The organism is Streptomyces violaceusniger Tu 4113 (assembly GCF_000147815.2).
Lineage (GTDB): Bacteria > Actinomycetota > Actinomycetes > Streptomycetales > Streptomycetaceae > Streptomyces > Streptomyces violaceusniger_A.
The window spans coordinates 5,957,913-5,972,732 of the sequence record NC_015957.1 but is presented as its reverse complement, the minus strand read 5'-3'; the positions used below and the strand labels follow the sequence as shown (position 1 = coordinate 5,972,732).

Below are 14,820 nucleotides of genomic sequence, written 5' to 3'. Positions count from 1 at the left end.
GGGTGCCCATGCACTCGGGCCCGCCGGTCGGCGGTGGTCGCGCACCACGTCCAGCCGGTCAGCGGCGGTCGCGCACCATGTCCAGCCGGTCGCGGACCCACAGCTCCACAGCGCCCACATGCCGGCTGGCCGCGGTGAACGCGGCCGGGGGGCTGTCATGGGCCCGGAGCGCGGCTCGCCGCCATCGTGACGGCCGGCGTATGCGCGGCTACCACCCTCAGTTGGGTAGGAGGACCGACTACACCGTCACGAGAGGAGAGGACGACAGATGACACGCATCGTGCGCTTCGCCGACGACGCCGGGACCGTCCGGACCGGAGTGGCCGACGACACCGGCGGGGTACGGGCCTTCCCCGGAGCGCCGCTCATCGCCGAGCTGCTGCGGCTGTCCGTGGCGGAGCTGCGGGCCCTGGTGGAGAACACCGCCGCCGGACCGGCGGCCGTCCATGAGCCGGACGTCCTGCCGCTGCCACCGCTGGACGGGCTGATGGAGCTGTGGGCCGCGGGGGTGACGTATGAACGCTCGCGCGAGGCCAGGGTGGAGGAGAGCACCGAACAGTCGGTGTACGAGCGGATCTACGACGCCGAGCGCCCCGAGCTGTTCTTTAAATCGCCGCCCTGGCGGGTGGTGACCGACGGCGAGCCGATCGCCGTACGGGACGACTCCGAGCTGAACGTCCCCGAGCCCGAACTGGCGCTGGTGCTCAACCGGTACGGCGAGACCGTCGGCTATCTCGTCGCCGACGACGTCAGCTCACGGTCCATCGAGGGCGAGAACCCGCTCTACCTCCCCCAGGCCAAGATCTACGCCGGAAGCGCCGCCGTGTCCTCGGCCATCGTGCCCGCGTGGGAGATCGACGTGCCCGACGCGCTGGACATCACCATGGCGGTATGGCGCGACGGCGAGGCGGTCTACCGGGCGTCCACCTCCACCGCCGCGTTCCACCGCACCCCGCAGGGGCTGGTGGACCACTTGTGGCGCTCCCAGCCCTTCCCCGACGGAGCCGTGCTGTCCACCGGCACTGGCATCGTGCCCGCGCTCGACTTCACACTCCATGCCGGGGACGTCGTGGAGATCTCCATCGAAGGGGTCGGCACCCTGCGCAACCCGGTACGGGCCCAGCAGTCCGAGCTGGACTGGCTGGTGGAGGCCATCAACCATCCGCTGACCCGCCGTGCCCACCGCAGCGGCTTCCCGGAGTGATCCGCCGCCGGGACGGCGGCCACCGCACCGGTGCTCCGCCGTGCACGGCCCGGCGCGCAGCGTTCCAGTGACGCCGCGTCCCCCATGACGACGACGGGCCCACGGGCCGGGTCCAGCGCCCGGAGCAGCTCCTTCACGGGGCCCTTCCCGAGGCTGACGCACCCGCGCGTGGGTCCGCCGTGGTCGACGTGCAGCCAGATGCCGCCGCCCCGGTCCGGGCCGAGGGGGCGGGTCCGGTCCAGGGAGGTGCCGGGCCCGCGGTTGTAGTCGATGGCGGCCACGTAGTCGAACGAGCCGGACAGGGGTTCGCCTTCGCAGCCCGTGCCGCCCGCGGTGAAGCCGGCCGACCGGTCGTAGGGCAGCCGTGTTCCGGGGTCGGGGAGCTGTCCGCCGGCGTCCGTGAGGGTGTATACGCCGATGGGGGAGCGCAGATCGCTTCCCGGTGGTGGTCGGTCCAGCCGTTGAGCGCGTTGTGCGCCGGCCGGCTCGCCCCGGCCCGCCGGCCGGCCCCGGCGCGCTCGTACAGCACCGCCGTGGCCACCGGCGCATTCCGGTCGCGGCCCGTCACCACCAGGAGTTGCCCGCACCGGCGCGGCACCCCGGCCCAGGTCCGGGGCCCCAGCCCCGGAGGTGGCGGCGCCGGGGCGAGCGGACGCGGTGTGCATCGTGGTGTGCGCATGGTCATGGGCCGGCCCCCGGGCGACACGGAAGGAAACGCGTCAGGGTCCCAGTGTCCCGCGACGGCTCGGACGAGGGCGACGACGTCGGGGGCGTCGTGCGGCGGGCCGGTGCCCGGCGGCGACCGGCCGCTGACCTGCGGTGTCACCGCCGAAGCAGCCACGGCCGGGTCCTCCGCGGCGAACCTGTAGAACGTTTGCTCGATTACGCGAGTACGCTGCGCATATGGGTACGTACCTCCAGGGCTCGCTCTTCGACCAGACCGAGGACATCGGTCTCGGCTCGCTGCGCGGGATGCGCAGGACCGAGCTCGGGTCCGGGGTCTGGATCGATCTGCTGCCCGGGTGGCTGAGGGGAGCGGACGACCTGTTCTCCCGCCTCGTCGCCGAGGTCCCCTGGAAGGCCGAGCGGCGGCACATGTACGAGCAGGTGGTGGACGTCCCGCGGCTGCTCGCGTTCTACGGCGCCGAGGACCCGCTGCCGCACCCCGTCCTGTCCGAGGCCCGGGAGGCGCTCTCCACGTACTACGCCACCGAGCTGGGGGAGCCGTTCACCACGGCCGGGCTGTGCTACTACCGCGACGGCCGGGACAGCGTGGCCTGGCACGGCGACCGCATCGGCCGCGGCAGAACCGAGGACACCCTGGTCGCCATCCTCTCCGTGGGCGCGCCCCGGGACCTGCTGCTCCGCCCGCGTGGTGGCGGCAGCGCCATGCGACGGCCGCTCGGCCACGGCGATCTGCTGGTGATGGGCGGCTCCTGCCAGCGGACCTGGGAACACGCGATCCCCAAATCCTCCCGCGCCACCGGCCCACGGATCAGCATCCAGTTCCGCCCCAGCGGCGTGGGGTGAAGCCGACTGCCTGGCCACGGCCGTCCGCCGTGTGCCCCCCCGTGGTTGTTACGCTGCGGCGGTGATTCTGCCGACCGTCGACGAGGTGCGTGCGCTGCACGAGAAGTACGCGCCGACGCGTGGGGCCCTGGATCTCGTGTACACCCACTGCGAGATCGTCTGCCACATCGCGGAGCAGCTCATGGCGCGCGCCGGGCTACGGCTCGACGCCTCCCTCGTCCGCGCCGGGGCGCTGCTCCACGACATCGGTGTGTACCGGCTCTACGACCCCACGGGCCGGCTCGACGAGGGCAACTACATCCGCCACGGAGTCCTCGGCCACGAGATTCTCCGCCAGGAAGGCTTTCCGGAGCCCCTGTGCCGCTTCTGCTCCCGCCACACGGGCGTCGGCATCACCCGGGACGACATCCGCGCGCAGAAACTGGATCTCCCTCCGGCCGACTACACGGCCGACACCACCGAGGAGCAACTGGTGATGTACGCGGACAAGTTCCACAGCAAGACCTCGCCACCGAAGTTCCTCACCGCCGACTCCTACGCCACCTATGTACGGAGATTCGGCAGCGACAAGGTCGATGCGTTCCAGCTCCTGCGTGAGCGGTTCGGCGAGCCCGACCTCACGTCCCTCCAGGCGCGGTACGGCCACCCGCTGGCCTGAGCCGGTGCCGGGTGCGGCTGGTTTTGGTCCAGACCATTGACATATATGGCTCGGGGCGCTGTCATGGGGGACCGTCAGCTCTGGAGCGGCCCTCAGGTGGACGTCCTCGGGCGGATGCCCTCACGTGGATGTCCTCATCTGAGGCCGGACCTCGGAGAGCTCTCGTGCGTCAAAATTGTCATGATCGTGACAACGGCGAAAGAGACAGCATGCGGAAAATCATGACCGCCCTGGCCGCCGCTGCCGTCGCGGTCCTGGTGGCACTGAGCCCCCAGTCCGGGACCAGCGCGGCCGCCACCCCCGGCACCGGCGGGGACCTGCCGTCCCGCGCCGCACCGGCCGCGGCGGTCGATCACACGGTCACATTCGTCAACGACACCGGGAAGACCGTATGGATCGGCAGTGATGTCAACAACGACGCATCCAAGCCACTCGCCACGTTACCCACCCTGGAGCCCGGACAGTCGGGCACGGTGACGATTCCCGAAACGGCGGAACCCGGCCACTGGCGTGGCAAGTTCTTCGCCCGTCAAGGGTGCACCGGGACATCGGGCAGCACTTTCCACTGCCTGGTGGGGGACTGCGGCACGTTCGCCGACCACTGCGAGCGGAGCGAGCAGCCCACCAGCCTCGCGGAGTTCAACTTCGACACCAAGGACACGCTCGCTCCCTGGTACAACGTCAGCTACGTCAACGCCTTTTCGCAGCCGGTCACCATCGCCCCGAAGAACGCCACGGGCGGCGGCGGATGCGGCACCATGGGCTGCTCGGAGAACCTGCTCCCGCTGTGTCCCCCCGACAATCTGACGCGCGGGCCGGACGGCAAGCCGATGCTGTGCACCAGCCCCGACCGGGACGCCAAGACGCCCTACAGCGACATGATCGCCGCCCATTGCCCCAAGGCTTACGGCTGGTCCAAGCAGGACCAGGAGCCGGGCAACCAGGTGATGCAGCAGTGCGCCCAGTGCAGCGGTTTCACCGTCACCTTCCACAGCGCCGCCTGACCGGCCGGTCCACCGCTTCACCCCAAGACCGGACGAGGAAGGGAGAGACGACGTGCACAGGATGCGCGGGATACGCGCTCTGGCCGTACTGCTGGCGGTGCTGACCCTGCTGACCGCGGGCAGTCAGGCGGGCGCCACCGGCGCGGCCACCGCCGCGGCGAAGAAGAAGGGCGTCAGCGCCTGGAACTTCAACGGGGTCACCGCCGCGATGTCCGACGCCAAGGTGGGCTGGTTCTACACCTGGGCCTCCGGCCGGGAACAGATCAACGCCCCGGCCGGTGTCGAGTTCGTGCCGATGATCTGGGGTCCGGGCTCGGTGACCGACGCGGAGCTGGACCGGGCGAAAAGCGAGGGCACGACCCTGCTCGGATTCAATGAGCCGGACATGGCCGGCCAGGCGAACATGACCGTGGAGCAGGCCCTCGACCTGTGGCCCCGGCTGCAGTCGACCGGTATGCGGCTCGGCGCCCCCGCCGTGGCCTACGGCGGCGACGTCGCCGGTGGCTGGCTCGACCGCTTCATGAAGGGCGCCGCGGACCGCGGCCACACAGTCGACTTCATCCCGTTGCACTGGTACGGCGCGGACTTCGACCCCACCCGCGCGACCGACCAGCTACGGAGCTATCTCCAGGCGACGTACGACCGCTACAAGAAGCCGATCTGGCTCACCGAATACGCGCTGATCGACTTCTCGACCGGTACGCCGAGGTATCCGACCCCGGACCAGCAGGCCGCCTTCGTGACCAAGTCCACCGCCATGCTCCAGGGGCTGTCCTTCGTCGAGCGGTACGCGTGGTTCACGCTGTCCGCCGATCGCGGCGGCACCGGTCTCTACAACGGCGCGACGCCCAACCAGGCGGGCGTCGCCTACCGCGCGGCCGGCTGACGAACGGCCCACCCGCGCCCACACCACACCACGACAACCCGAAGTGAGGTTCTCCGCCATGCGCAAGGGAACGCTGATCGGCCGGGTGGCGGCCGCCGCCGTCGCACTGACCGCCGTGCTGGGTGTCGCCCCGGCGAGCACCGCCGCGACCAGCGACACCCCGCCGGCCGGTGAGAACTGCTGGGCGACGCACTACGGCTACATACCCCCCGGCGCCTACACCGCCAGCGGCGAGCTCTTCGACAACAACGCGGACACCGCGGCGACTTCTCTGAGCCGCGATCCGCAGTTGCCGTTCGGGACCAGGGTGAAGGTCACCAACGTCGCGAACAACGCGTCGCTGGTCGTGCGCGTCAACGACCGTGGCACCTTCGCGTGGACCCCGTCGGTGCCCAAGTGTCTCGACCTGACCGACGGGGCGTACGCCCGGCTCGGCGGCGTGCTCAACCCGGATTCCGGCCACATTGTGGTCAAGGAGGAAATCGTGCCGTAAGCCGAATGAGACCGCCCTCCGACACCGGCTGTCCGCCCGGGGAACCGACCGTCGTGCGCCGGAGGCTTCCCTCTTTCCGGGGGCTATCGACCGGAAGCGCTACCCACCGACGTCAGGGCCAAGTACTCTCCGTGGCGAAACGGGAACGTGATGGGTGCGATGAAACGGGGTAGCGGGGGTGCGGGTGATGGCGGAGGCCGGTGACAAGGTCGCCGACCGATATCTCCTCCAGGAGCCCATCGGGAGAGGCGGAATGGGCATCGTCTGGCGGGCCCACGATGAGCTGCTGGACCGCCAGGTCGCGGTGAAGTGTGCCCGTCCGGACGACGACCGCGCGGCGCTGCGACTCACCAACGAGGCACGCAACGCCGCACGGCTGCACCATCCGCATATCGTCTCGGTGTTCGACTTCGTGGAAGAGGCCGAGGTCTGCTGGATCGTCATGGAATACGTGTCCGGGGGCAGCCTCGCGGACCTGGTGCGCGACCGTGGTGCGCTCACCCCGGAGGAAGCGGGCGCCATCGGCTGCCAGATCGCCACCGGGCTGGCGAAGTCGCATGCCGAGGGCGTGGTGCACGGCGATGTCACGCCGGAGAACGTTCTGATCACCGAGGACGGGGTCGCCAAGCTCACCGACTTCGGCATCTCCCGGGCGCTGTGGAGCGAGGCCACCATGACCCGGACGGGCGGGGTGCGCGGCAAACCGCCGTATCTGCCGCCCGAGGTGGCCAGGGGAGACGCGGCCGACCGGAAGTCCGATGTCTTCTCCCTGGGCGCGACGCTCTACGCGGCGATCGAGGGACGGTCCCCGTACGGCGAGGCATCGCACCCCATGGCCTATGTGGCGCGGGCCATCGAGGGCTATATCGAGACCCCGCACCGGGCCGGTCCGCTGCTGGACCCGCTCACCGCGCTGCTGAACGTGGAGCCGAAGCGGCGCCCCGCCGCCGATCAGGCCGCACGGCTGCTGCGGCGGGTCGCCCCGTCGTCCCCCCACCTCGAACACATCGAGGACACTTACGAGGACCCGCACGACGGCGACACGCTCGACCGCACCCCTTTCACGATGCGGCTGCTGCCGCCATCGGCCCGAGGGGCGTGGCGCCGCCCGAGCCGCCGGGTGGTGATCACCGCGACCGCGGTGGGCACCGCCGCGGCCCTGGTCGCCTGGGCCGCCCTCTTCGGCCCCTGGGACGGCGGGCACTCCGACGAGAGCGGACGGTCCGGGCAGGACGGCGGGCGTGGCGCCTCCGGTACGGGCGACTCGCTGTCACAGGCGGGACGGGCCGGCACCGTGGGCGACGCGCGGACGGCCGACCCCTGCAAGCTGCTCAACGCCGCATCGCTCAGCCGCTTCGGCGAGACCGTCATCGACCCGGACTACGGCGAGGTCGATCGATGCGATGTCCTGCTGCACGGCGAAAGCGGCGATGACATCGCCGACGTCCAGCTCAACTTCGACGCCGACCCGCCGGAGCCGGGCGGCGACGCGCCCACCCGAAGGATCGGCAACGTCACCGTCGGCGCGTTCCAGCGCGAGGGGGACGAGTGCGTGCGGAACATCGCCTCCGCCGACCGGAAGCAGATCTGGATCATCACCGAGCGGCTGGACACCCCGGCGCCCGACCCGTGCCAACTGGGTGACGCCGCCACCGACTACGCGATCAGCGTGCTGGACCGCGGCCAGGTCCCTCGGCGCTCGGGGCAGCCGGTCGCGAGCTCCCTGGTCCGCGAACACGCATGCCGGCTGCTGGACGGCGACGAGCTCCAGCGGATCGCCGGTGTGCGGGTGAAGAACCGCGACCCGGGCTTCGGGGACTGGCGGTGCGAGTGGGCGGACGGCTCGGACGACTCCGGAGTGGAGCTGGAGTTCACCCGGGACAATGATTTCTCCCCGGAAGACGGGCAGCGGGCGGAGATCGACGGGAAGTCCAGCTCCGTGTCCCCGGAGGAGTGGGACGACGACTCATGCCTCGTCCGGATGCTGCACCGCTCGTACCGCAACTACCTCGGTGACGACACCGTCGAGTTGATGTCGGTGAACGTCTACGGGCCGAAGCCCACCAAAAAGCTCTGCCAGACCGCCAAGGCGCTCGCCGCCACGGCCGCGAAGAAACTCCCGAGCTCATGACCACACCTCCAGGCAGCGACCGCCGCGCCACCGGCCGGGCCCCCGCCGCCCGCCACCCCGCCACCGGCCGTCCCGCCGCGGGCGGCCGCCTCCTGCCCGCCGCACACGGCAGCCTGGCCCGCGGTGTGACCGCGCCGGTGCCGGGCACCGCCTTCGCCCTCGCGCTGACCGGTGGCATGACGCTGGGCCCCGGCGACGGCCGTGAGCTGCTCTTCGGGCGGAACCGCCCCGAGGTGCACGTCTGCGTGGGCGAGGACGACCCCCAGGTCAGCCGCTGCCAGGGCAGACTGACCCACCGCCACGGCCGCTGGTGGGTCGCCAACAGCGGCCGGCTGCCCCTGCGCTTCCCGACCCGGCTGCTCTTCACGGGCGAGGAGCCACTGCCCCTCGAAAGCGGCTACACCCCGCTGTTCGTCCGGGGCTCGCGCGACCGTGAGCATCTGCTGGAGATCTTCGTCAGCGGCCCCGAGGCCGAGCGGCCCGTAGCCCTGCCCGGGGAGGTCACCCGCCCGCCTCGGGTATGGGTGCTCACCGACGAGGAGAAGCTCGCGCTCGTCGTCCTCGGCCAGCGGTATCTGCTCCACGAACCCCGGCCGCAGCCCCTCACCTGGAAGCAGACGGCCGCCCAGCTCGCGGAGTTGCGCCCCGACGAGGGCTGGCGGGAAAAGCGCGTCGAGCACCTGGTCAACCGGGTCCGCATGATGCTGTCCCGGGACGGAGTGCCCTGGCTGACCCGCGAGGAGGTCGGTGAGCCGGTCGGCAACGCGCTCAACGACCACCTCATCCGCGCCCTGATGATGTCGACCACGCTCGTCCCGCCGGACCTGGCCCTGATGGACGCCGCCTGACCGCTCACCCGCGTCCTCGGCGCCCGCCTGACCGCTCACCCGCGTCCTCGGCGCCCGCCTGACCATTCAGCCCGCGTCCTCGGCGCCCGCCGCCGCGCCGATTCATTCGGTGTCCGCGCCGATGGCCTCCAGCATCGGGAGGCGGGCGGCCTGGCGCCCCGGCCAGAGCGAGGCGAGAACACCGATCGCGGCGCTCGCGACGAAGAAGAGGGATGCCCGGTCCCAGGGGATGACGAGTGGAACGGCCTCCTGGCCGAGGACGGCCGCCGCGCCGATGGCCGTACCGGCGACGACACCGAGCGCGGAGCCGAAGAGCGAGATGGTCACCGACTCCAGGCGCAGCACCGATCCCACACCGGCGCGGTCCAGCCCGATGGCCCGCAGAAGTCCGATCTCCCGCACCCGCTCGAAGACGGCCATGCCCATCGTGTTGACCACTCCGAGGGCGCCGATCAGCACGGTGACGCTGAGCATGGCGTACATGATCTTGAGGAACGGCGCGGTCCGCGCGGTGGCGGCGGCCAGCGCGTCGGCGCGGTCCTGGACGAGCAGCGCCGGGTTGTCCAGGGTGTGCCGGATCTCCTCCCGGAGCGCGGCGGTACGGCCGGGGGCGGCCTTGACCAGGACCGAAGCGATGCTCGGCCGGTCCTCGGCGCCGGCCGGACGCGGCAGGGCGCGGTCGGAGACGAGGGCGGGGCTCAGGTCGTCCGGGCCGTCGTAGATCGCCACGACGGGCAGGCTCGTCGGGGTGCCCGGCGTACGCGTGCTCGAGCCGGTGAAGGTGCCGCTGACGCGGGAGCCGAGCCGCCAGCCGCGGGCGGCGGCGAGCTTCTCGGTGACGGCGATGCCATGGCCGAGGCGGTGCAGCGACCCCTCGCGGACGGACAGCGACGCCGCGCGTTCCACCGCGGCGGGGTTGACCGCGGTGACGTCCAGGGACGTCTTGCGGGGGATGTCGAGGTAGGTGTGGATGACGGGTGTGACGGCCTCGGCGTCGGCGAGCCGCCCCACCCGGGCCGCCGTGTCCTCGCCGATCTCCCCGAAGTCGACGGCCGTGATCCGCAGGTCCGAGGTCATGGAGCTGTCCACCTCCTGCTCGTCGAAGCGGTTCACGGAGGCGACAGTCACGGTGACGGCGGTGACCATCGTCAGACCGATCATCAGGGTGGTCGCCGTGGCCGCCGTACGCCGTGGATTGCGGCGGGCGTTCTCCACCGCCAGCTTGCCCCGGATGCCCGCGAGCCGGGTCAGCGGGGAGCGCAGCAGTCCGGTGACCCCCAGGGCGAGCAGCGGGGTGAGGGCGATCAGGCCGACCAGCAGCAGGGGCGCGGCGCCGAAGAGGAGGTTCGGCTCGCCGACGGCGGCGGCGACCAGCAGCGCTCCACACGCGGTGACGATCAGCCCGATGGTGTTGCGGCGGCGCAGTGAGGCGGCGGTGGACGGCTGGACGGTCCGCAGCGCCGCCACGGGCGGTACGGCCGCCGCCCGGCGGGCCGGGACGTAGGCGGCGAGGACGGTGACGCCGATGCCGACGGCGAAGGCCGCGAGAAGCGGCTTGGCGGACCACGCCTGCACGGTGGCGCTCCCCGTACCGGAGGCGTCGAACAGGCTGCCCAGCAGGTTCGCGGCACCGATGCCCAGCCCGTAACCGATGGCCGAGGCGGCCGTGCCGACCAGGGCGGCCTCGGCCAGGACCATCCGCAGCACATGGTTCCTGGTGGCGCCGACCGCCCGCAGCAGCGCGTGTTCCCGGGCACGGGCCGCGCTGAGCATGGTGAAGGTGTTGGCGACCAGGAAGGTGGAGACGAACAGGGCGATACCGGCGAAGCTCAGCAGCAGTGTGGTGAGCTTGTCCGAGTCCCCCTCGGAGGCGGATCCGGCCTCCAGATCCGCGCGGGTGACCGCCCGCAGCCCGGACGGCAGCAACTTCTGTGCCTGCTGGGCGAGTTGCGCATCCGAGGTGCCGTCGGCGGCGGTCAGGGTGACCGCCGAGTAGCCGTTCGGCGCGGGGGCGAAGTGCCGTTGTGCGGTGGCGGTGTCGAAGGCGGTGAGCGTACCTCCGGAGTCCACACGGCTGTCATGGGCGGTGAAGACGCCGACCAGCCGCGCGTCGCGGGCCGTCCCGCCCACGACGATGCGCACCCTGGCACCCACCCGGTACCCGCCGCGCTCGGCGGTCCGCCGGTCGACGGCGATCTCGGTGGCGCCACGGGGGCCGTGGCCCGCGGTGAGCGGATAGCGGACGTCCTTGCCGCCGTTGTCGGGCACATAGTTGACGCCGGCGGCCTGGTACAGATCGCCCACCAGAGTGCCGTCGGAGCCGACGAGGAACGAGCGGCCCTCCACCACACCGCGCGCCGCGGCCGCCGACGGCAGCGCCCGCAGCCGCCGCAGAAGCGTGTCATCGAGCGGGTGTACTTCAGCGGGGTCCGCGGCAGAAGCGTCCGCGGTGATCGAGACGGACGCATCCGGCTGGGAGTTGGAGTGTGCGCGGCTTACGGCCGCTTGGACGGAGTCGCCGTAGAGCAGCGACCCGGTCACGAAGGCCACGCCGAGCACGACGGCGAGGGCGGGCATCGCGAAACGGAGCCGATGGGATCGGAGGGTGCGCAGGGCGGTGCGGAACATCGACGGCCTTCGGAAGGGGGAACGGTCGGAAGGGGCGTGGCGCATCGCGCTCGAGCGCTCTCCGGCCGCCCCGGATGCCATCCTTCGCGAGGGCGCGGCGCGGCGGATCCACCGGAATGCCGAAGCGATGCGGGCCCCTTCCTCAGCTTCCTCGGCCGAAAGTCTGATGTGGCGACGGCGGCCGGGCCGTAGCGTGACCTGCCATGATCTCCGAGTTCCGGTCCCGCTTCCGGTCCCGATTCCGTTTCCGGCACCTGTGGCTGGGCCTGGTCGGCGTCAGTCTGGTCGTCCTCGTGGTCCTGGAGGGGCTGAACGCGCCGTATCCGCCGATGGCCGCGGCGACGATGGTGTCCGGGGTGCTGTGCCTGGCCGCGTTCGCCGTGCCGGAACGCCTCTTCGTGCGCTACGCCATCGGCGCGGCGGCCGTCTCCTGCGTGCTGACCTTGGTGGAGGCGCAACTGCCCCAGCGTCCCGAGAACACACCGGGCATGGTGGAGCTGGGTGTGCTGCTGCTGCTCATCACCCGCGCCGTGCGGCGCTGCCGGCCCCTGCGAGCGGCCGGGCCGGTCGCAGGATCCGCACTCGCCGCCGTGGTTCTTCCCCTGCGGATCGCGGTGTGGGACGGCGACCTCCTGAATCTGATCGCCGTCATGGCGGTCTGCACCGTGCCGTTCATGGTGATGGTGGGGCTGTGCCTGCGCCTGTACGACACGCTGCGGGAGCGGGATCGCGAGGCCGTCCGGCAGGGCCAACGCCTGGAGCACGCACGGGAGTTGCACGATTTCGTGGCCCACCACGTCACGGCGATCGTCGCGCAGACCAAGGCCGCGCGCTTCACGGCCGCGGCCGGTCACACCCAGTCCACGGAGGACCTGGACCGGATGCTCGCCCAGATCGAGCGGGCCGGATCCCAGGCGCTGGGGTCGATGCGCGCCATGGTCTCCAGCCTGCGGGACCACACCACCGCCTCCGCCACGACCCGGCCCACGGGCGATCCGGCGGGGCTGCCCGGTCTGCGCGGTCTGCGCGACCTCACCGAGGAGTTCTCCGAGGTGGGGCCGCCCGCCGAGCTGACCCTCGCCCCGCAACTCGCCGACCGGCCGCTACCGCCCGGCATCCTCACCACCGTCCACCGCGTGGTGCAGGAGTCGCTGACCAACGTGCGCAAGCACGCCACCGGGGTCGGCCGGGTCGAGGTGCGGATCGGTGTGCGGCCCGGCGCCACGGAGCGACTGGAGGTGTCGGTCGTCGACGATGGGGAGGGTGGCGCCTCGCCCGCCGCCGAGCGGTCGGTCGAGGGGAGCGGCTACGGTCTGGTCGGTCTGGCCGAGCGGGTCGAGAAGGTCGACGGGCGTATCACGGCCGGGCCGCGCGACGGTGGCGGCTGGCACGTCGTGGCGGTCCTCCCGCTGAACAAGGCAGACAAGGCAGACAAGGCATACAAGGCGAACACGGTGGACAGCACGGACGCGGCGACCCTGGGCAAGGCGGCCCCGAACGTGACCTCCCCCGGCTGACGGCCCCGCGCGCCTGCGATCATGCGTGACATGACGATCCAGGTGCTCATCGCCGACGACCAGGAGATGGTCCGGGCCGCCTTCCGCATGATTCTCGACTCCCAGCCGGATATGCGGGTGGTCGCCCAGGCGGCGACCGGTGTCGAGGCGGTCGAGCAGGCCCGCCGGCTGCGGCCCGACGTCTGCCTCCTGGACATCCGCATGCCCGAGCTGGACGGTCTGGAGGCCACCCGGCTCCTCGCCGGGCCCGAAGTGCCGGACCCCCTCAACGTCCTCATCGCCACCACCTTCGACCTCGATGAGTACGTCTACCGGGCGCTGCGCAACGGCGCGTGCGGCTTTCTGCTCAAGGACGGCGCGCCCGGCCTGCTCACCGAAGCGGTGCGGGCCGCGGCCTCGGGCAACTCGCTGATCTCCCCGTCGGTGACCGTCCGCCTGCTCGCGCACATGGGACCCCACCGCGACCGGTCGGCCCCCTCCGATGCCCGTCCGGTCAGCCGGCGGAGGGGCCGGCCGGAGGATCTGATCGAGCCGCTGACCCAGCGTGAACGCGAGGTGGTCCGGCGGGTCGCCCGCGGCCGTACCAATGAGGAAGTGGCCGTCGATCTGCATGTCACCCTGTCCACGGTCAAGACCCACCTCGGCAACGTCCAGCGCAAACTGGCCGCCCGCAACCGCGTCGAGATCGCGGCCTGGGCCTGGGAGCACGGCATGGTGGACCAGTCCTCGCCGAGTGGCGGAGGGTGACCCGCCCGGCGGCATTCCCTGATGTGTGTGCGTTACCAGGTGCGGGCGGCGCGCTGAAGCCGCTCGCGGACCCGGGTCACGTCCGGGTTGGCGTCGGCTCCCGGCCGCTGTACGAGGAAGAGGGTGTTGAGCGGCGGCTCATCGGGCTCATGGAGCAGAACGAGCCCGCCGGACGTGAGTTCGTCCTGGCAGAGGTATCGGGGGAGCACGCTGTAGCCCGCGCCCGCGACGACGGCCGACACGGCCCCGCGCAGATCCGGCACGGTCACCGCGGCCTGGGCGGTGAGCCGCTTGCCGAAGACGTTGCGCCAGTACCGGCGGGCGATGGGGAGGTCCTCCGCGTAGGTGATCAGCGGTACGTCACGGACGGCGGCACACGGCCCGTCGGCCGCCGGCCGCTCCCTGATGCGCCGGGCCCAGTCGGGCGAGGCGACCAGCACATAGTCCTCGTCCGCCAGTGGCAGCGAGGTCAGCGAGCGGCCACCGGGGCGTCTGGTGGCGATCACGAGATCGTGGCGTCCCGCACGCAGCGCGTCCAGCAGCGGATCGGTCAGCCCCATGGTGATCCGCAGCCGCAGCCCCTCGGCGACCAGCGAGGCGAGTGCGGGCAGGGCGCGGGCGCACAGCAACTCGGCCGGCCCGGCCAGATGGACCGGGATGGCGTGTCCGGTGAGTATGGTGCTCCGGCCGCCGAGGGAGGCGAGGGCGTCGAGTGGCCCGGCGATCTGCCCGGCCAGATCATGGGCGAGGTGGGTGGGTTCGGCACCGCGCGGCAGCCGGGTGAACAACTCGCGCCCGGTCTGCTGCTCCAGGGTGCGGATCTGGGCCGTGACGGTCGGCTGGGAGAGCCCGAGCAGTGGCGCCGCGGCGGTGAACGAGCCGGAGCGGTAGACGGCCAGAAAGGTACGCAGCAGATTCAGATCGGCATGCGGCGGCGTCCGCCCGCCGCCGATGACGAAGTCGCCGTCCTGGTGTGTCCCGTCCTCCATGCCGCCCAGCATAGAGAGGCGTACGGCTCTTCCTTCCATCGGAATCCCGATGCCGACGATCGACTCACCTATTGGCATTTCGATGCCCGGTGGATCTACCTTCGAGCACGCCGCCAGGACGGCGGCGACACATGGGGGGCGGCAACGCCCCAGGAGATCCCAGCGATCACCCGTACAGCGGGTGA

The 14,820-nt window shown here is 71.7% G+C and carries 12 protein-coding genes and 1 pseudogene; 10 read left to right on the top strand and 3 right to left on the bottom strand.

Annotation, left to right across the window (positions count from 1 at the left end; genetic code table 11):
• The first annotated feature begins 268 nt into the window (after positions 1 to 268).
• Entirely contained in the window at positions 269 to 1,204 is a 936-nt protein-coding gene (locus STRVI_RS24655) for a fumarylacetoacetate hydrolase family protein (protein WP_014058350.1), read from the top strand.
• A 59-nt stretch (positions 1,205 to 1,263) separates the two neighbouring features.
• Here the strand turns inward: STRVI_RS24655 and STRVI_RS54745 are convergent.
• A pseudogene (locus tag STRVI_RS54745) lies at positions 1,264 to 1,910 on the bottom strand (hypothetical protein); the annotation flags it as partial.
• A 197-nt stretch (positions 1,911 to 2,107) separates the two neighbouring features.
• On the opposite strand from STRVI_RS54745, the gene STRVI_RS24650 reads away from it, so the two are divergent.
• The 7 genes from STRVI_RS24650 to STRVI_RS24620 all read left to right on the top strand — a co-directional run bounded on the left by STRVI_RS24650 (position 2,108) and on the right by STRVI_RS24620 (position 8,754).
• A complete protein-coding gene (locus tag STRVI_RS24650) occupies positions 2,108 to 2,734 on the top strand; it encodes an alpha-ketoglutarate-dependent dioxygenase AlkB (RefSeq protein WP_014058348.1) in 627 nt (208 codons plus the stop codon).
• Between the two features lie 61 nt (positions 2,735 to 2,795).
• A complete protein-coding gene (locus STRVI_RS24645) occupies positions 2,796 to 3,392 on the top strand; it encodes an HD domain-containing protein (protein ID WP_014058347.1) in 597 nt (198 codons plus the stop codon).
• A gap of 209 nt (positions 3,393 to 3,601) precedes the next feature.
• Complete coding sequence (locus STRVI_RS24640) at positions 3,602 to 4,396, top strand: thaumatin family protein (protein WP_014058346.1); 795 nt, start codon at positions 3,602 to 3,604, stop codon at positions 4,394 to 4,396.
• A gap of 61 nt (positions 4,397 to 4,457) precedes the next feature.
• Positions 4,458 to 5,282 carry a glycoside hydrolase family protein gene (locus tag STRVI_RS24635; RefSeq protein WP_043236484.1) on the top strand — a complete coding sequence of 275 codons (825 nt, stop codon included), beginning with the start codon at positions 4,458 to 4,460 and terminating at the stop codon, positions 5,280 to 5,282.
• A gap of 58 nt (positions 5,283 to 5,340) precedes the next feature.
• Entirely contained in the window at positions 5,341 to 5,775 is a 435-nt protein-coding gene (locus STRVI_RS24630; RefSeq protein ID WP_014058344.1) for a septal ring lytic transglycosylase RlpA family protein, read from the top strand.
• Between the two features lie 187 nt (positions 5,776 to 5,962).
• Positions 5,963 to 7,906: a serine/threonine-protein kinase gene (locus tag STRVI_RS24625; RefSeq protein ID WP_014058343.1), complete on the top strand. Its 1,944-nt coding sequence runs from the start codon at positions 5,963 to 5,965 to the stop codon at positions 7,904 to 7,906.
• Positions 7,903 to 8,754 carry a hypothetical protein gene (locus STRVI_RS24620; RefSeq protein WP_014058342.1) on the top strand — a complete coding sequence of 284 codons (852 nt, stop codon included), beginning with the start codon at positions 7,903 to 7,905 and terminating at the stop codon, positions 8,752 to 8,754. Before STRVI_RS24625 ends, STRVI_RS24620 begins: the two co-directional genes overlap by 4 nt.
• 102 nt (positions 8,755 to 8,856) lie before the next feature.
• Here STRVI_RS24620 and STRVI_RS24615 read toward each other — a convergent pair whose 3' ends face one another.
• Positions 8,857 to 11,382 carry an ABC transporter permease gene (locus tag STRVI_RS24615; RefSeq protein ID WP_014058341.1) on the bottom strand — a complete coding sequence of 842 codons (2,526 nt, stop codon included), beginning with the start codon at positions 11,380 to 11,382 and terminating at the stop codon, positions 8,857 to 8,859.
• Between the two features lie 203 nt (positions 11,383 to 11,585).
• On the opposite strand from STRVI_RS24615, the gene STRVI_RS24610 reads away from it, so the two are divergent.
• On the top strand, positions 11,586 to 12,899 hold the full coding sequence (locus tag STRVI_RS24610; protein ID WP_014058340.1) for a sensor histidine kinase: 1,314 nt from the start codon (positions 11,586 to 11,588) through the stop codon (positions 12,897 to 12,899).
• A 21-nt stretch (positions 12,900 to 12,920) separates the two neighbouring features.
• On the top strand, positions 12,921 to 13,646 hold the full coding sequence (locus STRVI_RS24605; protein ID WP_014058339.1) for a response regulator transcription factor: 726 nt from the start codon (positions 12,921 to 12,923) through the stop codon (positions 13,644 to 13,646).
• Positions 13,647 to 13,678: 32 nt separating this feature from the next.
• Here the strand turns inward: STRVI_RS24605 and STRVI_RS24600 are convergent, their stop codons facing one another.
• A complete protein-coding gene (locus tag STRVI_RS24600) occupies positions 13,679 to 14,635 on the bottom strand; it encodes a LysR family transcriptional regulator (protein ID WP_251982730.1) in 957 nt (318 codons plus the stop codon).
• Positions 14,636 to 14,820 lie beyond the last annotated feature (185 nt).